This is a genomic window from Desulfobacula sp., from assembly GCF_030145145.1.
Taxonomy (GTDB): Bacteria; Desulfobacterota; Desulfobacteria; order Desulfobacterales; family Desulfobacteraceae; genus Desulfobacula.
The window spans coordinates 1-20,566 of record NZ_JAQYWD010000064.1 but is presented as its reverse complement, the minus strand read 5'-3'; the positions used below and the strand labels follow the sequence as shown (position 1 = coordinate 20,566).

General features: G+C 46.3%; 22 protein-coding genes. 16 read left to right on the top strand and 6 right to left on the bottom strand.

What is annotated here, in order from left to right:
• The 6 genes from Q1Q15_RS24290 to Q1Q15_RS24265 all read right to left on the bottom strand — a co-directional run.
• The coding region (locus Q1Q15_RS24290) for a 4Fe-4S binding protein (RefSeq protein WP_300465245.1) at positions 1 to 261 on the bottom strand (261 nt) is incomplete at its 3' end.
• A 30-nt stretch (positions 262 to 291) separates the two neighbouring features.
• Positions 292 to 570 carry a 4Fe-4S binding protein gene (locus Q1Q15_RS24285; RefSeq protein WP_300465244.1) on the bottom strand — a complete coding sequence of 93 codons (279 nt, stop codon included), beginning with the start codon at positions 568 to 570 and terminating at the stop codon, positions 292 to 294.
• 30 nt (positions 571 to 600) lie between these two features.
• Complete coding sequence (locus tag Q1Q15_RS24280; protein WP_300465243.1) at positions 601 to 807, bottom strand: hydrogenase; 207 nt, start codon at positions 805 to 807, stop codon at positions 601 to 603.
• 17 nt (positions 808 to 824) lie between these two features.
• Positions 825 to 1,037 (bottom strand): hydrogenase, encoded by a 213-nt coding sequence (locus tag Q1Q15_RS24275; RefSeq protein ID WP_300465242.1) that lies wholly within the window; start codon positions 1,035 to 1,037, stop codon positions 825 to 827.
• A gap of 87 nt (positions 1,038 to 1,124) precedes the next feature.
• Complete coding sequence (locus tag Q1Q15_RS24270; protein ID WP_300465241.1) at positions 1,125 to 3,566, bottom strand: pyruvate formate lyase family protein; 2,442 nt, start codon at positions 3,564 to 3,566, stop codon at positions 1,125 to 1,127.
• A 70-nt stretch (positions 3,567 to 3,636) separates the two neighbouring features.
• A complete protein-coding gene (locus tag Q1Q15_RS24265) occupies positions 3,637 to 3,816 on the bottom strand; it encodes a benzylsuccinate synthase gamma subunit family protein (protein ID WP_300465240.1) in 180 nt (59 codons plus the stop codon).
• Positions 3,817 to 4,461: 645 nt separating this feature from the next.
• Here Q1Q15_RS24265 and Q1Q15_RS24260 point away from each other — a divergent pair.
• From Q1Q15_RS24260 to Q1Q15_RS24185, 16 genes are all read left to right on the top strand, one after another.
• Positions 4,462 to 5,715 (top strand): TetR/AcrR family transcriptional regulator, encoded by a 1,254-nt coding sequence (locus tag Q1Q15_RS24260; protein ID WP_300465239.1) that lies wholly within the window; start codon positions 4,462 to 4,464, stop codon positions 5,713 to 5,715.
• A 473-nt stretch (positions 5,716 to 6,188) separates the two neighbouring features.
• Complete coding sequence (locus Q1Q15_RS24255) at positions 6,189 to 6,617, top strand: zinc ribbon domain-containing protein (RefSeq protein WP_300465238.1); 429 nt, start codon at positions 6,189 to 6,191, stop codon at positions 6,615 to 6,617.
• A gap of 9 nt (positions 6,618 to 6,626) precedes the next feature.
• On the top strand, positions 6,627 to 7,796 hold the full coding sequence (locus Q1Q15_RS24250) for a thiolase family protein (RefSeq protein ID WP_300465237.1): 1,170 nt from the start codon (positions 6,627 to 6,629) through the stop codon (positions 7,794 to 7,796).
• A gap of 59 nt (positions 7,797 to 7,855) precedes the next feature.
• Positions 7,856 to 8,605, top strand: coding sequence for an SDR family oxidoreductase (locus tag Q1Q15_RS24245; RefSeq protein ID WP_300465236.1), 750 nt, complete (start codon positions 7,856 to 7,858; stop codon positions 8,603 to 8,605).
• Between the two features lie 42 nt (positions 8,606 to 8,647).
• Entirely contained in the window at positions 8,648 to 9,394 is a 747-nt protein-coding gene (locus Q1Q15_RS24240) for an SDR family NAD(P)-dependent oxidoreductase (RefSeq protein WP_300465235.1), read from the top strand.
• 97 nt (positions 9,395 to 9,491) lie between these two features.
• Positions 9,492 to 10,736, top strand: coding sequence for a CoA transferase (locus Q1Q15_RS24235; protein ID WP_300465234.1), 1,245 nt, complete (start codon positions 9,492 to 9,494; stop codon positions 10,734 to 10,736).
• Positions 10,729 to 11,955 (top strand): CoA transferase, encoded by a 1,227-nt coding sequence (locus tag Q1Q15_RS24230; RefSeq protein WP_300465233.1) that lies wholly within the window; start codon positions 10,729 to 10,731, stop codon positions 11,953 to 11,955. The genes Q1Q15_RS24235 and Q1Q15_RS24230 overlap by 8 nt, the downstream gene beginning before the upstream one ends.
• Positions 11,956 to 12,005: 50 nt before the next feature.
• The gene (locus Q1Q15_RS24225) at positions 12,006 to 13,244 is read left to right on the top strand and encodes an acyl-CoA dehydrogenase family protein (RefSeq protein WP_300465232.1); all 1,239 of its coding nucleotides are present in this window, start codon (positions 12,006 to 12,008) and stop codon (positions 13,242 to 13,244) included.
• A gap of 41 nt (positions 13,245 to 13,285) precedes the next feature.
• Positions 13,286 to 14,056: an enoyl-CoA hydratase-related protein gene (locus tag Q1Q15_RS24220; protein ID WP_300465231.1), complete on the top strand. Its 771-nt coding sequence runs from the start codon at positions 13,286 to 13,288 to the stop codon at positions 14,054 to 14,056.
• A 163-nt stretch (positions 14,057 to 14,219) separates the two neighbouring features.
• Positions 14,220 to 14,975 (top strand): electron transfer flavoprotein beta subunit/FixA family protein, encoded by a 756-nt coding sequence (locus Q1Q15_RS24215; RefSeq protein WP_300465230.1) that lies wholly within the window; start codon positions 14,220 to 14,222, stop codon positions 14,973 to 14,975.
• Positions 14,972 to 15,859, top strand: coding sequence for an electron transfer flavoprotein subunit alpha/FixB family protein (locus Q1Q15_RS24210; RefSeq protein WP_300465229.1), 888 nt, complete (start codon positions 14,972 to 14,974; stop codon positions 15,857 to 15,859). The genes Q1Q15_RS24215 and Q1Q15_RS24210 overlap by 4 nt, the downstream gene beginning before the upstream one ends.
• Positions 15,860 to 17,836, top strand: coding sequence for a heterodisulfide reductase-related iron-sulfur binding cluster (locus Q1Q15_RS24205; RefSeq protein ID WP_300465228.1), 1,977 nt, complete (start codon positions 15,860 to 15,862; stop codon positions 17,834 to 17,836). It abuts the gene before it with no gap.
• Between the two features lie 44 nt (positions 17,837 to 17,880).
• Positions 17,881 to 18,459 carry a DUF4258 domain-containing protein gene (locus Q1Q15_RS24200; RefSeq protein WP_300465227.1) on the top strand — a complete coding sequence of 193 codons (579 nt, stop codon included), beginning with the start codon at positions 17,881 to 17,883 and terminating at the stop codon, positions 18,457 to 18,459.
• 36 nt (positions 18,460 to 18,495) lie between these two features.
• A complete protein-coding gene (locus tag Q1Q15_RS24195) occupies positions 18,496 to 19,422 on the top strand; it encodes a DUF4037 domain-containing protein (protein ID WP_300465226.1) in 927 nt (308 codons plus the stop codon).
• The gene (locus Q1Q15_RS24190; RefSeq protein WP_300465225.1) at positions 19,422 to 20,354 is read left to right on the top strand and encodes an NAD-dependent epimerase/dehydratase family protein; all 933 of its coding nucleotides are present in this window, start codon (positions 19,422 to 19,424) and stop codon (positions 20,352 to 20,354) included. The genes Q1Q15_RS24195 and Q1Q15_RS24190 overlap by 1 nt, the downstream gene beginning before the upstream one ends.
• 1 nt (position 20,355) lies before the next feature.
• Positions 20,356 to 20,566 (top strand): DUF4125 family protein (locus Q1Q15_RS24185; RefSeq protein ID WP_300465224.1); only part of this gene is annotated, 211 nt, incomplete at its 3' end.

Sequence of the window (20,566 nt, the reverse complement as noted above, 5' to 3'; positions counted from 1 at the left end):
CATTTCAGGATGCATGAGCGGTTCACCGCCGGAAATGGTAAACCCGCCCCCGGAAGATTCATAGAAAAGATCGTCTTTCATGACTTCGGCGAATATCTCATCAACACTTTTCAACGTACTCGTCAGTTTGAGAGCGTCAAAGGCACACGCATCCACACATTTCATGCACCGGGTACATTTTTCCCGGTCAATCCGGGGGGGATCAATGGCTTCTATTTCTTTTTCTTCCTCTACAAAGGGAACATTGCGTTCTTTCTGCAAACTTGCAGGAATGGAGCCGTCTCCACCCTTTCAACCGCCTTCCGAAGGTCTTTCCTTGTATCGAACCCGGGGAGGGATGATGGCATCTTCAGGGCAAACATCGGCACAGGCACCGCATTTTGTGCATTTGTCCTCATATTGAAAAAATTCCTGATACACATGGATATTTTCAGGATTATGGCACCATGCACAGTTAAGGGGACACCCTTTTAAAAAGACGGATGTCCTTATTCCAGGACCATCATTGACGGAAAACCGCTGAATGTTTCCCACAAGATGTTTTAGATCTGACTTGATTGTTGGGGTCATTTGCTCCATCCTTTATGTTTTACAAAAACATTATAATAGATTTTTGATATCTTTCCAGGATTCACCGGCTTCAAATTTGGGACATGCTTCATCGGACTTTTTTACCATTTTACCTCTGATGGCGGTATTGGTCTGCTGGGAGTCCGCCAGTTGCATTCGTTCAACAAGGCATACACCGGTTGAGGGGTCGCCCGTTGGAGACGGTGTTACAAACTTACATTCTTTACAGGTTGGCATGGGAAACTCCTTAGTTTTTATAATAGGTTTTTAATGTCTTTCCAGGATTCGCCGGCTTCAAACTTTAAACATGCTTCCATGGATTTTTGAACCATTTTACCTCTAATGGCAGTCTTGGTCTGCTGTGAATCAGCCAGTTTCATTCGTTCAACAAGGCATACGCCGGTTGAGGGATCGCCCGTGGGAGAAGGCGTTACAAACTTACAATCTTTACACGTACACGTTGCCATAACAAAACTCCTTTAAACTGATAATTAAATATGGGGGTCATCCCCGGCTACAGGTGCCGGGGATGACGGGCCCATTAATATGTTGTGCTATCCTGCCATATCCTGTTCGGTTCGGGCAATAATCGTATCCTGCGAGTATCTGGCAAGGTCGATGAATTTGGCACTGTACCCGGCAATCCTGACAAGGGTGTCAGTATATTTTTCAGGTTCAATTTGTGCCGCTTTCATGTCTTCCTGGGAGATGACATTGAATTGTACATGATCAATTCCCAGGGAATGCCATGTTTTCATGTACGCATGCCAGAGATCAAACCCGGCATCACTGTTCATGAGAACGGTGGAAAGGCGCTGGTTCAAGAGCACGCCCTTGTGTTTTGACGCATCAATTTTTGATACGGATTTTAGAACTGCGGTGGGACCGTTTTTATCACATCCCATATAGGGAGAACTGCCGCCATCATCCAGGGCTTCCCCTGCATGTCTTCCATTGGCAGTGGCTGCTGTTTTCGGGCCGTTGACAATATAGCCGGCAACAGACTGGGCCAGGGGTAGCGGATAGGTGCCGGAATAGGTGGTATTTCTCTTCCATTCATCGGCAATCAGGTCATAATATTTTGTGGCCAGTTCATCTGCATAGGGATCATCATTACCGAACTTGGGCGCATTCCAGAAGTCCAGGCGCATTTCTTCTTTGCCTTCCCAATTGTTTCTCAAGGCATCCATCAGTTCAGCCATGGTATATTTTTTGTCTTCAAATACCAGTTTCTTAATGGCTGTCATAGAGTCGATGACCACTACACTGCCGCCGATGATGTTGTGCCATGGATTGGCAACTTCCGCCAGTGCATTGGCATCCATGCCTTTTTCCACGCATCCGTCATCTATGGCTGAAATAAACGGACAGCAAAGATGGGTCAATTCCATTATACGACCCACATCTTTAGAGCGCAGGCTCAATTCAATGGCAGACCGTATTTGTGCTTTAACCGCATTCCATACTTCATCAAAACTCTTGAAGTTTGCGCCGTCTCCTGTCTCCGGTCCCAGCTGGACATTGGAGAAAAATTCATCAAATCCATTGGTCAGGGCGATTTCCATCACCTTGGCCGGATACACATCTGATCCGCCCTCACTTCTGGTTTTCTGGGTTCCCCGGCGACCGGTGATGCCCGGAGACATGCATAAAACTAGTGCCCAGTCCCGGGCGACATCCAAGGGAACATTGAAGTATTTGACCAATTGCTGGGTGTTCATTTCATCATTTTTAATGGAAGGAAATCCAAAGCCTTTTTTAATACACTCAAAGACTTTTTTCTTTGTTTCAACATTGCCGTTTTCATTCCATCGGAATCCAATGGACGGCTCGGTGGTAACGATATTGGCAGCGGCTTCCAGTATGGCATTGGTGCATTCGTTGCTGCCGTCTGTGCCATCTGCGTTGGTGCCGCCCAGGGTCAGGATAAATAAATCATTGGACCCGGCAAAAAATTCTCGAAGCTGTCTTCCCTTTGTGCTGCCGTGTTCAGAAACCTTTAAGCGTTCACACTCAAACAGCTCTACGGCATCAGCATAGGTCATGACCTGATCGGTTTGATCAAGGACACTTTTTTTGTAATAGGGCCAGAGCATTTTGTCTTCTTTTTGACCATACCCGCTGCTGTACCGTTCCACTGAATGGCAGAGCAGGTAGGTAAACCATTTGGACTGCATGGCATCCTTAAGACCCCTGGCAGGATAGGCAGGAACATTTCTGCAGATGTCAGAAATTTCAAGCAGTTCTTCTTTTCTTTTGGGATCTGCCAAAAAGTTTTCCGCCATTATTTTGGCCAGTCTGGCATGTCTCTGGGCCCATCCCACAACCGCTTTCATGGCAATAACCATGGCTTCCCACTGGTCTATTTTATCCAGAAGCCCCAGTTTGTCCTGGGCATTCCAGGGGGATTCGCGCAGGCTGGCATTGGCGTCGGCTATCTTTTGTTCAACGTCTTCTATTCTTTTGATCAGGCCGTCTTCAAGAACAGCTTCATAAGTGGGGACAATACTTGAAAAAGCGGTCACAAACATGGGGGGCTGAACAATGGTGGCAGAATACATGATCCCCAGTTCTTCCGGGGTAAAATATTTTTCAGCCTTTGTTTGAATGGTATACGGTCTCCAGTATTCTGAGATTTCCCGCATTTCTTCTTGATGGTCACAATAATGACTTTCCACCATGTCAACGGTGGCAAAATAGGAAAGCTCGGGATACATGGGGAAATAATCAGGATGCTCTGTGTTGGCGCCAACGATGAGTTCGTCGTCCTGAATATGAATGGTGATATTATCAAGGATATTGGCAAGTCCTCTGGCGCGGATAATGCAATTGGGGTTTCCAATATTTTTTTTGTGAGATTCGGTGATGAGTCTGGCACGTTCAACTCCGGCTTTTACCCCGGCGTGAACATATTCGCCGCCTGCTACATGTTTAAAACGGCATCTGTTTTTCAGTCTTGCGGTTCTTTCGGTTGACGGTGTGGCAACTGTAGGCATAGGTACTCCTCCTGTTTGGTATAATAAAAATGGGTTTAAACGTCTCTCAAATCAAACACTAATTATACAATTAGCTGGTTTGAACGCTGAGATGCTCACACGCTTCAGTGCTTCGAAATACCGGTCGGGACAGCCAGAATTTGCCTTTTGTATCTTCTTGTTGTCTGACGCAATCGCCTTTGTCCGGTTCAAAATCCATATCCTCTTCTGGAATTGGAAAGAAAAAAGTACATTTTTCACATTTTGCCATTTGATCCTCCTTGCTTTAAATTGTTCGGTACTAACCTGAGTTAATTGGTAAAGGTTAAACAATATCTTGCAAAACTCGCTTCGGCGGATTGCAGTTGTCAGCCATGTTTTTTAAAAGTAGGTGTTATTTTTAGAAAACATGTCAAATCACTAAAATATTCAAATACAAACATATTTGCTTAAGTGTAATCAAGGGTTCAGAGTTATAGTGTCAAAATTGTAACATCAATTAAATGTCAAAAAACAAGAGTTGAAGGTTTGTATGGTTACTGAATACTCCTTAGAGTAACTGAGGCGTATTCAACCAATTTCACTTGGCTTTGTCAAGCCATATTTTTATTTTTTTTAAAAAAAAGATTAAATATTGCCTTGGCTATATTGTATTTTAAGGGACAAAGCATCTGTGATAAAACATAAAATGATTTATATACAATATGTTATAAATTTTATAACTGCCAGGGGGGTGAATAATTTTAAAGAAGGACAGGCAAATAAATATGATTTGAATAGAGCTCAATAAAAAAAATGTTGAATCAGATTCAAAAAGCCTGTATGAATAGGATATATTACTTATGTGTACGATTTAAAATGATAACCAGAAATTGCGTAACGCTTGCTCAAATAACAATCAGGAGAATCTTGTGGAATGGCTAATAATGGTAACGGTAAAAAACAGGCCATACTGAAGGCAGCCCAGGAAGTCTTTGCAGAAAAAGGCCTGGTCAATTCAACCATCTCTGAAATAGCCAAAAAGGCAAAGGTTGTCGATTCAATCATCTATCATTATTTCGAGAACAAAGAGGATTTGCTTTTTTCCGCCATGGAAGAGCTGATGGAAAAATCCCATAAAGAACTTTTATTCCATTTTAAAGGGCTTATGGGGCCGGTATCCCACCTGGGCAAGATGGTCTGGTTTCATCTGTATCAAAATGATTATAGTTCCGGGGATGCCCGACTGATGAAGAACCTGCTGTTTGAATGTCGATCCAATAAAGCGTTTTATCAGCATGCCGGATATAAGTCGCTTCAAAAATATGCCGGGGTAATGCTGGCTATTTTCAAGAAGGGTGTGAAAGAAAAATATTTCAGGGCGGATCTTGATATCGGTATATTAAGGGATATGATCTTCGGGTTTTTGGATGAGGAATCCTTAAGCTGCCTGGCGTATAGGGAAGTAGAGGAGACCATGTCGGATTTTGAATCTATTATGTCCTTGATAATGGCGATGATAGGGCTTGAATCTGATGAATCCGGTGCAAATATGAACCCGGTTGCACTAGGGGAAAGTGAACCGGTTAAGTCAGATAAGGCGGAAAGGGTTCTTGAGGCAGCTGTTTCCATTTTTGCTCGAAAAGGCCACCATAAGACAACCATGTTGGAAATAGCAGATAAAGCCGGTGTTGCCGAAGGGACCATATACGAGTATTTTAAAAACAAACAGGATCTGTTGTATTCCATACCAAAAGGGAAGTTCCAAAATTATCGCGCCCGGCTGAACAGGGTGTTTGATCCAAAAGACCCCCTGCAGAAACTCCAGCAGTTTATCGGGGATTATTTTCGAATTTTTTCATCGGACGGTGAGTTTTTATCGATTTTTTTGAATGATATAAAGCTGAATAGACAATTTTATGCCACCGAGGCTTTTCTCGTCTTTTTAAATACCAACGAGATGTTGTATGAAATTTTAAATGAGGGCAAGGCATCGGGCGTGTTCCGTTCCGACCTGAACAACAGGGTTTTTCGGAATTTGTTTTTAGGCAGCTTTTCACATTTGTCCATCCGGTGGTTTGTCCTGAATCGGGTAACACCGCTGAAAATGATGTCTGAATTGTCCATGATAAATACGCTTTTGTGCAGGGCAGTCACCCGGAAAGTTGAAAATGTTTTTGAAAATATTTGATACATTGCCGGGGTTTTCTCAGCGGGTAAGGATGGGATAACAGGGAAAATGCAGGGATCCTGTTCGGGGGATTTTTTTGTCGGGGGGGGCTGGTTGACGGCCTCCCTTTTTTTTTAAAATTTGATTCATATTCAACTTGTTTTTATTGAAGTCGTTTAATTTTAGAAATAGTTTTTGTCGGTACGGTTTTTTGGAAATATAGTCTTCTTTTGATTAAAAAAATAAAAAAAACAATAAGTTATAAATAATTTAGAGTCTGTTAAAAAATGGCTTTCATAAAAAAAGGTCAAAAATAAATTTTTTTTCGCCTTGACAGGGTAAAAATCATATGGTTGAATGTTCCTCAATAATATATTAATCAGAGTATCTTTCAGATCGGTGATTGCTGGATATGCAAAAAATAACAAACAAAACAATATGTTGACGGGAATTATGCTATTGATTTCTGTTCAAACCATTTAAAAGGAGACCCTATGGCTGAAAAAAAGAAAATCAAACGAGAAAAAGAGCCGGATATCACATTCTATCATCCAGATTTGCTTGAGGTTCCCGAAGATGGCTTGCCGTACCTTAAAGGGTATAAATGCAAAAAATGCGGTCAACTGGATTTTCCCAAACTGACCCCCTGCCCCACCTGCTGGGGAGAAGAATTTGATATGGTGCCTCTGTCCAGAAGGGGAATTCTGTACAGTTTTTCCGACCTTTATATCGGACAGCCAGGGTTAAAAACCCCCTATATCTGCGGGTATGTTGATCTGCCTGAAAATATCAGGATTTTTGCCATGTTAAAAGGGGAAGTCAATACATTTAAATGTGACGAAGAAGTTGAATTGACCACAGGTCCGATACGGATGAATGAAGATGGTCTTCCGATCATCAGTTATATGTTCCAGAAGGTATAGGAGAAGCTTATGAAATTACAGCGAGATGTGTATATAGCCGGGGTAGGAGAGACTGTTTTTGGCAAACATAAAATGGATTATGATGAACTGGGACGTATGGCGGCTTTTCAGGCCATTAAAGCTTCCAACATCCAAGGGCCGGGAATGATTGAAAGTGCCTATGTCGGCAATGCCCATAATGGTATTGTTACCGGGCAGACGATTTTCAAGGACATTGGCATCTGCGGCACTGCGCCTATCATCAATGTGGAAAGCGCGTGCTCAGCCGGTGCCATGGCCGTTCATCTGGCCATAAAAGATGTGGCTTACGGACTGACCGAATTGTCCATGGGCGTTGGGGCTGAGAACCATACGCTGCGACGGAAGAGCGGTACCGCATTCATGCCGGCCATGAACGATATTGAAGCGGTTCATGGCGGGGTGATGACGGGTAAATATGCCATGCGGGCCACTCGATATATGCACGAAACCGGTGCCACCCAGGAAGATCTGGCATTGATCACCCAGAAAAGTCGCCGCCACGCCAAAAACAATCCCCATGCACCGTTTGGGGGGGATTATAGTATTGAGGAGATTGTGAATTCACGACTGGTGGCGTATCCGCTGACATTGCACCAATGTTGCGGCATCGTCGATGGTGCCGGGGCCGTAGTGGTCTGCTCCGGCGACATGATAAAGAAACTGGGGATCGAAAAACCGGTCAAGGTCAGGGGATCTGTCGTGACATCCGGTCCCTATCATAATCGGCCCAGGGACATTACCGGTGATGATATTACGGAAATGACCTCAGCCATGCTCTACGAAGAATCCGGCATCGGACCCAAAGACGTGGATATCCTGGAATTGCATGATGCCTTTACCATTGCAGAGCTGCTGTATTATGAATGCATGCAGCTGTGCGATAAAGGGGACGGCCTGAAATTTTTAAGAGACGGTCAGGCAACCTATGGTGGCCAGTGTGTGGTCAGCCCCCGGGGCGGCATGCTGTCCTATGGTCACCCCATCGGCGCTTCCGGTGCAGCTCAGGTAGCGGCCCAGGTAAAGCAACTCCGGGGAGAGTGCACCGGCTATCAGGTGGAACCCATTCCCAAGGTGGCCATGACACATGTGACGGGCGGCGGCTTGTCCGGTACTGAACACGCGGCATGTACCATGCACATGCTCTCAAGTGATTGGTAAGATGCGGCGTTTTAGAATCCATAAAATGAATTTTTTAAATATAAAAGGAGATTTTAAAAATGGAAACCTTTAAAGACAGGGTTGTGTTGATAGAATCTGTGGGCGATGACATCGGATATGCCATTGCCGCCATGCTGGCATTCAAAGGCGCTAAACTTGCCGTCCTGGATGTCAACGGAAAGAATACCGTTGACATGGTATCAAGGCTCAAAGAAATCGGAGTCGAGGCCTATGGCGTTACCGCAGATTCTGCGGATTGTACCGGGGCAAAACAGGCCATTGCCAGTGTAATGGAAAAATATGGAAGAATCGATATCCTGGTCAATAATTCAGACCTGATCGTAAAAAGTGAGATTGGCAATACCAAGGCTCAAAACTGGCATCAAGGTGCAAAAACCAATATAGATCCTGCCTACTTTATGTGTCGGGAAGTGATCCCGATCATGCGAAAACAAAGTTATGGCAGGATCATCAATATGGGAAGTGTTGAATATCTGGGATTACCCAATACCTCTATATACAGTGCTGCAAAATCATCCATGCTGGGGTTTACAAGATCCCTTGCCCTTGAAACTGCCAAGGATAATATTACGGTGAACTGGGTTGTCAAAGGGACAATACAATCATCAGACATGTCTGAAGAACAGGTGGAAAAGCTTGCCGCCAGAATACCGGTAAAAAAATTAGGGACACCCGATGATGTGGCAGGCGCTGTATCCTTTTTTGCCGCTGAGACATCAAAATTTATTACAGGCCAGACATTTTTTGTATGTGGCGGGAAAAGCTTGTCTTTTTCCATGTCGATTTAACATCCTGTTGTGAAAAATTTATGATTATTGGAGGTAAAGAGAATGGGAATTGAAAACAGAGTGGCCATAATTACAGGTTCTGCCAGTGGAATGGGCAGAGATACGGCATTCATGCTGGCAAAAAAGGGTGCCAAAGTTGTTATAAACGATATTTCAGAAGACAAAGTGGATCAAACGGCTAAGGAACTAAGGGATGAAGGGTGCACCGCCATCGGGATTGTCGCGGATATTTCAAGCAAAGCGTCTGTTGAATCCATGGTGAGTCAAACCATGGACACCTTCGGTTCCATTGACATCCTTGTCAATAATGCCGGGGTAGATCGATCCGGTCCCTTGAGAAAACTGTCCGAGCAGGATTGGGACATTACCCTGAATGTCAATTTAAAAGGGCCGTATCTTTGCAGCCAGGCCGTTCACGGCCATATGGTTCAACAGAAACGGGGCCGTATCATCAATATCGCCTCCCGGGCATGGCTGGGGGGACCTGGACAGGCACCCTATTCTTCAGCAAAGGCCGGATTGGTGGGGTTAACCCGGACACTGGCCCTGGAACTGGGTCGGAACGGGATTACCTCAAATTGTATCGCACCGGGATTGATCCTGACACCCTTGTGGTATGAGCTTCCGGAAAAGACAAGAGATTTTCTCAAGGCAAAACAACCTTCCGGGGATATCGGAGCAGGGGAAGACATTGCCAATACCGTCCTTTATCTTGCCGATGACGATACCGGCTATGTCACTGGTCAGGTATTGTATGTGTGCGGTGGGAGAAGTTTGTTTTCCGGCTGATACCCGATGAACACACTATTTATCATTTGAGAACTCCGGTTCCTGTATTCGGTTTTGTTAAAAATGTAAAATTAAATAATGATTAGGAGGAAAAGCAATGGAAGGTGAACTTAACAATAGATCCCTGTCTGATGTGAAAGTACTTGATTTCACAGGAGAGCTGGGACCCTATGCTTCAAAATTGTATGCCGGACTGGGTGCGGAGGTGATTCACCTGGAGCCCATAACCGGGGATCCTTTGCGAAAAAAAGGACCATTTTATAAAGGTGAAGAAGACAATATCGAAGCCAGCCTTCAATTTCTCTATTATAATGGTAATAAAAAAAGCCTGGCAGTAGATCTTCACAGGCAAGAGGGACAGGAAATTTTCTTAAAATTGATCGAGAATGTGGATATTTTTATGGAAAGTTGTATCCCGGGATACCTGGATAGCCTGGGACTTTCCTATGACCGTTTAAAAGCGATTAATCCAAAGCTGGTTCAAACATCTATTACTCCCTATGGCAGTGTCGGACCCTACAAGGATTATCCGGGATCAGACCTTACCTGTTCTGCCATGGGGGGGTTTTTATACCTTGCCGGGATTGATAATGATAAACCTGTGAGGGCCTGTGACAATCAGGCCTACAGGATGGCAGAATCCTATGCCGCTGTCGGAAGTTCCATTGCCCTGCTATATGCCCAGAGAACCGGGAAGGGCCAGTTTGTGGATGTGTCTGCCATGGAATCTGTTGGCATGGCCCTGGAAAATTCAGCCCAATACTGGGATCTTGAAGGCACCATCCGGCGGGGCAGGGGGACAGAAGCCGGGTCGGCCACGGTTCATCCCTGTAAAGATGGCTATATCGCCATTGTGGCCATTATGGGAAAAAATAAGATCATGTGGGAGCCCTTTGTCAAATGGATGAAAGATGAAAATGTGGAAGAATGTGAGGTGTTTGAAGATCCCAGATGGATTGAACCCTCTTATAGAAGATCGGATGAAGGCTATGCCACCTTTTGCAGGATTTTTCATCGGTATACCATGCAGCACGACAAGATGAGCCTGTATGAAAAAGGGCAGGCCAACCGTATTGCGCTTTCCCCTGTAAGCAACGGAAAGGATCTGCTTGAAAATCCACAGTTAAAGCATCGAAATTTCTGGCAGACCATTGAGCATGAAAATCTTGACGGTGGGAAAATAACGTTTCCCGGCTCTCCCTATGCATTTGGCGATCTGGACTGGCGGTTTGGCTTTCCAGCACCCAGGTTCGGGGAGCATACGGCTCAAATATTAGAAAGTCTGAATTATACAGGCGATGAAATCGCTGTTTTTTCAAAGGAGGGAATTGTCAATGTCTAATTTTGAAAAAGCATTGGAAGGACTTGTGGTCTGTGATTTTTCATGGGTGGGGGCAGGTCCCATTACCACAAATGTCCTGGGACAGTGTGGCGCTGAGATTATCAAGATTGAAAGCCTGAAGCGGCCGGATATCCTTAGAAAAGGCGGACCGTTTAAAGACGGAAATGCCGAAGGGTTTGAGCGAAGCGGGTATTTTGCCAACCGGAATCCCAACAAAAAATGTATCTCCCTGAACATGAGACAGGCCAAGGCCAGGGATGTTGCCATCCGGTTGATTAAAAAAAGTGATATCATCATCAACAATTTCCGGGTCGGTCAGATGGAAAAATGGAATCTCGGGTGGGAAGATGTGAAAGAGATCAACCCCCGGATTATCTATGTCACCATGAGCTTGCAGGGAACCGACGGCCCCCATAAATCTTATATGGGATTCGGTGTGAATCTGAACGCCCTTTGCGGATTAACGGCCCAGGCCTGTATGCCGGGTCAGAAACCCTTTGGTACCGGGACCAATTACACGGATCATGTGATGGTGCCCACCCATACCCTGTTTGGTATTATGGCGGCCCTGCTTCAAAGGGAAAAGACAGGCCGGGGCCAGACCGTTGAAGTCTCCCAGCTGGAATCCGCCATTGCCATGAAACCCATTGACAGTATGTTGTATGCGGCAAACGAAGAGATCCTGGGGGGACAGGGCTGCGGTGACGCCAATGGGGCACCCCACGGTGTATATGAAACCGTCGGATACCGAAAATGGCTGGCCATTGCCGTATTTACGGATGATGAATGGACAGGGCTTAAACGGGTAATGGGGAATCCATCCTGGGCTGAAGATGAAAAATTTGCCACACTTTCCAGCAGAAAAGCAAATGAAGAAGAACTGAACAACTACATTGAAGACTGGACAAAAGATAAATATGCGACACGGCTGATGAAACAATTACTGGCTGAAGGCGTGAGCGCCGGTCTTGTAAATGATGCCAGGGCTGCTATAGAAGATGAGCATCTTATCGAAAGGGATTTCTGGGCGTACCTGGATCATTCCGTTGTGGGCCGGACACTTTATAACCGGGCTCCCATCATTTTTTCCGAAACCCCCATTGAAATGAACACAGCGGCTCCGCTTTTGGGTGAACATACGGATGAAGTGTTAAGCGGATTTCTAGAGTATACCGACGACGAGATTGATCAGCTGAAAGCTGAGGATGTGTTGACTTAATTGGAAAGACATATTTTTAGACATTGATTAACCCTATATAAAAGAGAGTGATGATGGATTTTAGTATATCTGAAGAATATATGATGTTGAAAGAGGCCATGAGAGAATTTGTGAAACGCGAACTCCTGCCGTTGGAGAAAACGCTGCTTGAACGGGATATGAGTTTGTGGACCGAACCCGGCCCCCTTATCCCCAAAGAAGATTCTGAACGGCTCTATGCCATCACCAAAGAGTTGGGATTCTGGGGGATTGAAGTCGAGGAAAAATTCGGCGGCCAGGGCCTTGGCATGCTGGCAAAAACACTGGTGATGGAAGAAATGTGCAAAAGTTTTGTGGGATTTTCACCCCATGGCTTTATGCTGCCGCCGGATGCCCCCAACCTGTATTACCTGGATGCCTGCTGTGTAGACGACCAGCGGGAAACATATTTTATCCCTTATTGTAATCGGGAACTGGATTCTGCCATGGCAGTGACGGAACCGGATGCGGGATCAGATGTCAGCGGGCTGAAAACCTCAGCAGTTCGCAAAGGGGATAAATGGGTGATCAATGGGACAAAAACCTTTATCAGCAAATGTGATAAAGACAATGTGTTCTTTATCCTGATTGCGGTGACCGATAAAGAGGCCCCAACCAAAAATAAGTTTACGGCATTCTTGATTGACAAGGATATGCCCGGGGTCAGAGTGGGAAAAGAAATCCCGGTGATCGGTGCCATGCCGACATGGGAGCTGATTCTGGATGATGTTGAAGTCGGGGATAATAAAATTCTGGGAGAAGTGGGAAAAGCATTTATCCCCCTTCAGAATCGATTTGGTGTTCGCCGCATTGAGCTGGCATCCCGGTGTACGGGAATGGCGGAACGAATCATCCAGATGATGATTGACCAGGCCAATACCCGGATTACCTTTGGTAAACCCCTGGCCGAACGCCAGACCGTCCAGAACTGGATCGCAGATTCCACCATGGAACTTGAGGCGGTTCGCCTCAGATTGTATTATGCTTCCTGGAAGTCAGACCAGGGCCTTACGGATTTGAGAATAGAAGGATCGAATATAAAGGTCGCGGCTACGGAAATGCTGTCCAACGTTGTTGACAGGGCGATTCAGATGCATGGCGGCGTAGGGCTTTCCATAGAACTGGGTCTTGAATACGTGGCACGGATGGTCCGGATCTGGAGAATCCTTGAAGGTCCCAATGAAATCCATCGATGGACCATTGCAAGACAGCTGTTAAGGGATAAGAAACCGTATAATCCATTTATTGTAAGTGCGGAAGAAGATTACTAAAAAATAACCGGTGCGATCCGAAAAATAGAGGAGTTGATATAATGGGTGTAGATTTTAACAAAGAAGATCATGTGGCATATATAACCTTAAACCGGCCGGAGGCCATGAATTCCCTTGACCCGGAATCTGTTGCACGGCTGACGGAGATCTGGGCGGAAGTGATTGCGGATGATGATATTCGCGTATCTGTATTGACCGGTACCGGTGAAAAATCTTTTTGTACGGGTACGGACATGAAAAAGACACCACCGCCCCAGGAATGCATGGCATCCATATGGTTAAGGGAAGGTCAGCCCATCGTCCCCCATATGAAAATGTGGAAACCCCTCATCTGTGCCATCAACGGATATGCCGTGGGTGGCGGTCTTGAGATGGCTTTGGCATGCGATTTAAGAATTGCCAGCAGCAATGCCAAATTCGGATTGACAGAAGTGAAGGTGGCCAGTCTTGCCGGTTTAAACGGCACCCAGTGCATGCCCCGGGCCATTCCCCAGGCCGTTGCCATGAAAATGCTGTTGACAGGTGAGATGATTGATGCGGCAGAGGCGCACAGGGTCGGACTCATCTCTGATGTTGTGGAACCCGGCGAATTGATGGCCCTTGCCAAAAAACTGGCCTTGAAAATTGCAGGGAATGCCCCCTTGAGTGTCAAAGCCGCAAAACAGGCTGCCGTGATGGGACTTGAAATGCCGCTGGAGCATGGGATAGCATTTTCACACCTCTTATGGGGTGCGTTGCGGGATACGGAAGACAGAAAAGAGGGATTTACCGCATTTGCAGAAAAGAGAGCACCTCAATGGAAGGGTAGATAAAAATTCAGCATGGGGAGATTTTTTCAACGGTTAAGGGGTGGTTCTCACACGGTTTTGATAAAAATTTCCCCGGTTTTTAAGTTTTGATGTCAACGGCTTGCTTGTCCATAGAGAATCAAAGCACATTGATTGGGTGTGACAAACAGCTAAGGAGGAGTAAAAAATGCATATTGCGGTGTTAGCAAAGGTTGTCCCGGACTATGAAGTACCGTCCATGGATTTTGAATTATCAAATGGCCGAGCTCACGAACGGTTTTCACGAATGATGGGGCTTTATGATGAAAATGCCATTGAAACCGGGATACAGCTCAAGGATAAAACAGGTTCATCTTTGACCCTTATTTCCTACGGGCTTGACAGCGACGTCCAGTTTTTAAGAAAAGGCGTGGCAATGGGGGCGGATAAACTGGTTCTGGTAAAAGGAACCTCAGATGATGCCGCCGTTATCGCTCAAAATATCAAGCAGGCAGTGGAACATCTGGGAGACGTTGACCTGATTCTTGCCGGCCAGCAGTCTGCGGATATGGACCGGGGTGTTGTACCGGGAATCTTAGCCCAGATGCTGGGTGCCGCCTTTGTGCCCCAGGTCGGGTATATTGAATCTGCAGCAGATCAATGGAAGGTCAGCCAGATGACGGCAACGGGCAGGCGTGAGCTTGAGTTCAATGGGCTGGGCGTGTTGTCCATCACCAGTATCCCGGAAAATGTCCCCAGAATACCGGCGGTGCGGGCGATATTCGGTGCAAAGAAAAAACCAGTGGTCAAGCTGGATGGCATTGACCAGGGGAAAATGGCTTTGGCGGAAATCAGTGTTGAGATCCCCAAGATTGAATCCGTTTGTGAATTTATTGATGCGGAAGATCCCAACGAAGCGGTCAAAACGTTACTGAGCAGGTTGACCGAGGAGAGATATATATGAAAACACTTATCATAGAAAATATTGATCTGAAAAAAATCGGTGAGTTAATGACCGTGAGCAGACTCTTTTGTGATACCCCGGATATTATTGCCCTGGGCGATGGAGAGATACCCGGGTCATTTGGTCGAGCATGGCAATCGGCTGCAACGGTTTCTGCAAATCTGGTGGTACCGATCACCCAACTCATTCAACAGGAAGGCTATGAGGTCATCCTGATGAGTGTTTCCACATTGGGAACCGGTCTGGCAGGCCCATTGAGTGCGGCTCTTTCAGCGCCTGTCATCACCGAGGTGACCGCCATCCATCCGGATATGGTGGTGGATCGACCGGTATATGGGGGTAAGGCCATTATCAAATATAAAATAGAATCAACCCCAAGCCTTCTGACCATTCGGCGCAAGTATTTTGAACCGGAAGCGCTTGCGGGCACCACCCCGTCTGTTCCCCTTGAGACAGGGGATGAAAAAGTAACACTTGTTTCTGAAAAAATTGAGCAGACAGAGGGGATTCCCCTGGAAGATGCTGCTGTTATTGTATCCGGTGGAAGAGGAATGGGAGATCCGGAAAATTTTGCCCTGCTCCAGGAAATGGCAGACCTGTTGAATGGTGCCGTGGGGGCTTCCCGGGGGGCCGTTGATGAAGGATGGGCATCCCCCACCCGGCAGATCGGCCAGACCGGCAAGATCGTGGCGCCGGATGTTTACTTTGCCGTGGGCATCTCCGGTGCCAGCCAGCATCTGGCTGGCATCGCCAATTCTAAGTGTGTGGTGGGCATTAACAAGGATGAAGAGGCCAATATTTTTAACCGTGCCAGATTCGGGATTGTCAGTGATTACAAAAAAATTGTCCCGCTCCTGACCCAGGCGATCAGGGAGGACAGGTAAATGGCCCGTATTCCCTACTGGAATATCAGTTACGGCGTCATCATTGATCTGTTGGCAATTCCGGTATTTCTTATTTTTGTTTATGGTCTGTATCTGCAATGGCAGCTTATAAAAAAGGGCCAGCTAAGGGTAATTCCGTCGATTACCAAGGTGTTCCAGGGGATTGGGACCTTTCGCCCCGGTGCTTTTTTTATGCGGGGCATATTGAATCCGAAAATTTACCGGAAACCCGCTTCAGGGGTTGCCCATGGGTGTGTGTTCTGGGGAATGGCCCTGCTTTTTGTCGGGACGAATCTGGTCATTTTGAATATCCTGTTTGGCCTGCCGGTGTTTACCGGGGCGTTTAATCGCTGGTTCATGTCATTTACACTTGACCTGGCAGGGCTTTTGGTACTGGGGGGTATTGTTTTCTTCCTTTTAAGAAGACAATTTATGCCGGACCGTCTCAAGATCCCCGAGGCCAGAACGGGGTTTGTCCTGGTCAGCAGTCTCCTTGGGGTGCTCATCATCACCGGGTTTGTGATCGAAGGCGCACGGCTTTGTGCCAACACGCCGGAAGCCGGGGCATTTGTGGGTAATTTTCTTGCGGCAAGCGTTATCAGTCAAACCAGTGCCCTCCAGATCCATACCATGACCTGGTGGGTTCATGGTCTTCTGGCCCTTTTTTTTGTGGCCTATATCCCCTTTTCCCCCCTGGTTCATATTATCCTTGCGCCGGTTAATTCCGGATTTGCTGATCCCAGTCCCGGGGTAAAAATGGGGGTGATGGACTTTTCCGCGTTTGATGATGAAGATGCAGAAGAGCTGCCCGCATTAGGGGCGGACAAACTGGCGGATTTTACCCGGAAACGGTTCCTGGATTTTGCCAGTTGTTTATGGTGCGGGCGTTGCCAGGAAGCCTGCCCGGCCCATAATACACAAAAACCCCTGTCCCCTAAAGGGGTCATTGTGACCCTGGCGCAGAAACTGGCGGCTGGAGAAATGGAAGATTCCGTGATGGAGACCCTCTCCATGGAAGCGATTTTTAATTGTACGACCTGTGCGGCCTGTATGGAAGTGTGTCCGGTGAGTATCAACCAGCCCAAGACCATCATGCGGTTCCGCCAGAACCTGGTCATGGAGCAAGGCCAGATGCCTGAACTCATGGGAAAGGCGATCACCAGTCTTGAGCAACGATCCCATCCGTTTTTCGGTACAGGATCCGGTGCCGCAGAATGGCGCAAAGATCTTGAGGTGCCGAAGTTTGAAGCCGGCAAGACAGAGTATCTTCTGTGGATCGGGTGTTCTATCACCTATGAACAGCGGGCATGGACCATTGGAAGGGCCATGGTCAATATCTTAAAAAGCGCCCATGTGTCCTTTGGCATCCTTGAAGACTCCCGCTGCACCGGAGATCCTGCCAAACAAATGGGCAATGAGTTTTTGTTTGCTGAAATCGCCCAGCAGAATATTGATGATTTTTCAGCCCTGGGTATTCAGAAAATTATCACCATGTGTCCCCATTGCTATAATAGTTTTACCCGTCATTATCCGAAAATGGGGGGCCAGTATGAGGTGATTCCCCATGCATCATTTATCCGCACCCTGGTGGATGATAAAAAACTGCAGCTGGACCGGAACGCCCAGACCATCACCTATCATGATCCGTGTTATCTGGGCCGGCGGAACGGGGTTTACGACGATCCCAGAAATGTCATCGCTTCTGTGGGCAATCTGGTTGAAATGCCCCGGAATAAAAATGAGAGCTTTTGCTGCGGCGGCGGTGGCGGCAATTACTGGGCAGAAGAGACCGGAACCAGGATTAACCAGGCGAGAGCCGGGGAAGCACTGGGTACGGATGCGGATGCCATTGCCGTTGCCTGTCCTTTTTGTCTGCTGATGCTGACAGACGGGGTGAAAAAATATACCGAAGAGATAAAGGCGTTTGATATTGCAGAAATTGTTGAGAAATGTCTGCCCGATATGGCAGAAGGGTAAACCGCTTTTTTGAATAGATTAAACTGTAAAAAAATGGGGGATGCTTGTCAATTCAATTAAAGGCCATTAAAAATTGGATAAGCGGAAAGGTAAAAGAAAAAACCTATTTTAATTCCGAGCATATGGTCAGGTATCTGACCCAGCGGCTTTTTTCCCTGGCAGAGATAGAGACGGTTCTTGTGGAGGGGATGATATTGGAAACCCATTCTCATCCCCTTCGCAATGACAGCTATCTGGTCCTGGGATACGCAAAGGAACAGCCCATTCATGTGATGTGTACAAAAGATACGGATGAAAACCTGATTGTTTTATATGCCTATCGTCCGTCCTCACCCACATGGAAAGATGCGCGAACAAGACTGCCCGAAAAAGGACACTCCATGGAAGGAAACGTAATAAAATGTTTTTTCTGCAACAGCAAGATAGAGCCCATAACCGTGGGAAATTTTGATTTTCGATGGGAAGGCGGCCTGTATGTGATTAAAGGGGTACCGGCCGGGTTGTGCGTTCAATGCGGGGAAAAGTATATTTCTGCTGAAGCATCGGAAAAGATTGTTGCCAAGATTGAAAAACAGGCGTTTACGGGAAAGGACAAGGTCCTTGTGTTTGAATACGGGGGATAACGCCGGGATTCGGCACATGAAGAATGAAAGGGGTTCATGAAGGGGCTTGAGCTGAGCCATACGTATTTTATGACCTATGGCGAACAAATGATCAAAGACAAATTTTATTCCCACCGCCATAAAATAGCTGCCGGCATGGCAGGGGAGGGGTCTGAATGCCTTGGGTTTGATGACCCGATATCCAGGGATCATGATTGGGGACCTGGCTTCTGCCTCTGGCTGACGGATGGGGATTTTGATGACATTGGAAGATCCCTCCAGCAGGCGTATGACAAATTGCCCAGGGTTTTCATGGGATTTGCTCGGAAGGCCGCTGCATTAAGCGATAAAAAGGTCGGTGTTTTCAGGATCACAGATTTTTATACCCGGTTCACGGGGTTGCCCCATGCCCCAGAAGATAAGCTTCAGTGGCTGCCCCTGTCGGATGAATATCTTTGTGCGTGTACCAGTGGAAAGGTCTTTTGTGACCCTTTGGGAACGTTTTCCAATATACGCAACACATTGCTTGATTTCTATCCGGAAGATATACGGCTGTTTAAAATCGCGGCCAAATGCATGACCTGTGCCCAATCCGGGCAGTATAATTTTATGCGGTCGGTTAAACGGGGGGAAGTGTTTGCCGCGGCCTACGCCCTGAACACGTTCTGCTCGGACATTGTTTCCCTGGTGTTTTTATTGAATAAAAAATTTGTGCCGTTTTACAAATGGAAACATCGGGCAGTAAAGGCGCTTGGCATCCTGGGAAGGCAGATCCATGACGACATTAGCCAATTGCTGTCCGCAAATGAGGATATGGGAAAAAAGAGCACCATCATGGAAAATATGAGTGCCCGGGTCATCACAGAAATAAAACATCAGGGATTAAGTGAGGCAACCGGTGATTTTTTGCTGGACCACGGGTGTGCGGTTCAACAAAGGATAACAGATACAACATTGCGCAACAGGAGTGCCTGGGGGGGCTGATGGCGAGAAATATTCTTATTATCGGTGGCAGTTATTTTGCCGGGCGAGCGTTGGTTGAGCAGTTGGTGAGGGTAAAAGAGTTCCAGGTTTTTACCTTTAACCGGGGCAATATCCCTCTGAATATCAATGGTGTTACTGAACTTCATGGTGACAGGACAGACAGCACATCCATGAAAGACAATATTCCTGCAATGGAATGGGATGCCCTGATCGATTTCTGCGGGTATACACCGGATGACATAAAATCGGTGATAGCGTCTGTTCCCGGGAACCTGAAACAATATGTTTTTATCAGTTCTACATCTGTTTATGATCATGACACCCTTCTGCCGATGCAGGAAACTAGCCGGACAATCGATGCCCCCCAGCCGGAACTTGGCGACTACGCTGAATATGGACTAAATAAGATAAACGCCGAAACCCTGCTTGAACGAGAATGCGGCCACCGATCCATATCATGGACCATCCTTCGGCCTTCCATTATTTATGGCCGGTTTAACTACGCACCCCGGGAGGAATATTTTTTTGATTTGATGGAAAAAGAGTCGCCCATCGTCATCCCGGAGAATACCCTTGCTTTGTTCACCTTTATCTTTGTAGAGGATCTTGCAAAAATTATTATCAATTGTATTGGAAATAAACGCGTGTTCAACCAGGTTTTCAATACCGTATCCAAAGAATATATATCCTATAAAACCTATCTTGAAACCTTAGAGCAGATAACCGAGAAAAAAATCAAAGCCATTACAATGAGCGTTGCGGAAATCATCAAGAAAAAGATTCCTTTGCCGTTTCCCATTGATCATCACCAGATCTATTCGGGGAATAAACTGTATAACGCACTGCGGTTTGAGTTTACACCATTATTTGACGGATTAAAAAAAACCTATAAATTTCATCAATTTTTAATGGACAAGAAAAGGGGGCTGTAAAATGGAAGTGCAACAAAAAAGCAGAGAATTACATACAAAAGAAAAAAGCAGAGAATTTCTGACAAAAAGTATTTTGAATATTGAACTCAGCATGTTTCTTAAGGTGAATGGCGAATCCAATGCCCCCTGCCAGGAAAACCCGGATGCATTTAAAAAAATTCGGGGAAGTATTTATGATTTCTGGTCTAAAGAGATGCTGGTGTCATATTTCA

Bases quoted from the DNA above. Each gene is read 5' to 3' on its own strand.
- Q1Q15_RS24210 (WP_300465229.1), top strand. From the start codon at position 14,972: ATGAAAACACTTATCATAGAAAATATTGATCTGAAAAAAATCGGTGAG.
- Q1Q15_RS24215 (WP_300465230.1), top strand. From the start codon at position 14,220: ATGCATATTGCGGTGTTAGCAAAGGTTGTCCCGGACTATGAAGTACCG.
- Q1Q15_RS24270 (WP_300465241.1), bottom strand. From the start codon at position 3,566: ATGCCTACAGTTGCCACACCGTCAACCGAAAGAACCGCAAGACTGAAA.
- Q1Q15_RS24205 (WP_300465228.1), top strand. From the start codon at position 15,860: ATGGCCCGTATTCCCTACTGGAATATCAGTTACGGCGTCATCATTGAT.
- Q1Q15_RS24190 (WP_300465225.1), top strand. From the start codon at position 19,422: ATGGCGAGAAATATTCTTATTATCGGTGGCAGTTATTTTGCCGGGCGA.
- Q1Q15_RS24265 (WP_300465240.1), bottom strand. From the start codon at position 3,816: ATGGCAAAATGTGAAAAATGTACTTTTTTCTTTCCAATTCCAGAAGAG.
- Q1Q15_RS24240 (WP_300465235.1), top strand. From the start codon at position 8,648: ATGGGAATTGAAAACAGAGTGGCCATAATTACAGGTTCTGCCAGTGGA.
- Q1Q15_RS24245 (WP_300465236.1), top strand. From the start codon at position 7,856: ATGGAAACCTTTAAAGACAGGGTTGTGTTGATAGAATCTGTGGGCGAT.
- Q1Q15_RS24225 (WP_300465232.1), top strand. From the start codon at position 12,006: ATGATGGATTTTAGTATATCTGAAGAATATATGATGTTGAAAGAGGCC.
- Q1Q15_RS24250 (WP_300465237.1), top strand. From the start codon at position 6,627: ATGAAATTACAGCGAGATGTGTATATAGCCGGGGTAGGAGAGACTGTT.
- Q1Q15_RS24275 (WP_300465242.1), bottom strand. From the start codon at position 1,037: ATGGCAACGTGTACGTGTAAAGATTGTAAGTTTGTAACGCCTTCTCCC.
- Q1Q15_RS24195 (WP_300465226.1), top strand. From the start codon at position 18,496: ATGAAGGGGCTTGAGCTGAGCCATACGTATTTTATGACCTATGGCGAA.
- Q1Q15_RS24260 (WP_300465239.1), top strand. From the start codon at position 4,462: ATGGCTAATAATGGTAACGGTAAAAAACAGGCCATACTGAAGGCAGCC.
- Q1Q15_RS24285 (WP_300465244.1), bottom strand. From the start codon at position 570: ATGACCCCAACAATCAAGTCAGATCTAAAACATCTTGTGGGAAACATT.
- Q1Q15_RS24230 (WP_300465233.1), top strand. From the start codon at position 10,729: ATGTCTAATTTTGAAAAAGCATTGGAAGGACTTGTGGTCTGTGATTTT.
- Q1Q15_RS24220 (WP_300465231.1), top strand. From the start codon at position 13,286: ATGGGTGTAGATTTTAACAAAGAAGATCATGTGGCATATATAACCTTA.
- Q1Q15_RS24235 (WP_300465234.1), top strand. From the start codon at position 9,492: ATGGAAGGTGAACTTAACAATAGATCCCTGTCTGATGTGAAAGTACTT.
- Q1Q15_RS24280 (WP_300465243.1), bottom strand. From the start codon at position 807: ATGCCAACCTGTAAAGAATGTAAGTTTGTAACACCGTCTCCAACGGGC.
- Q1Q15_RS24255 (WP_300465238.1), top strand. From the start codon at position 6,189: ATGGCTGAAAAAAAGAAAATCAAACGAGAAAAAGAGCCGGATATCACA.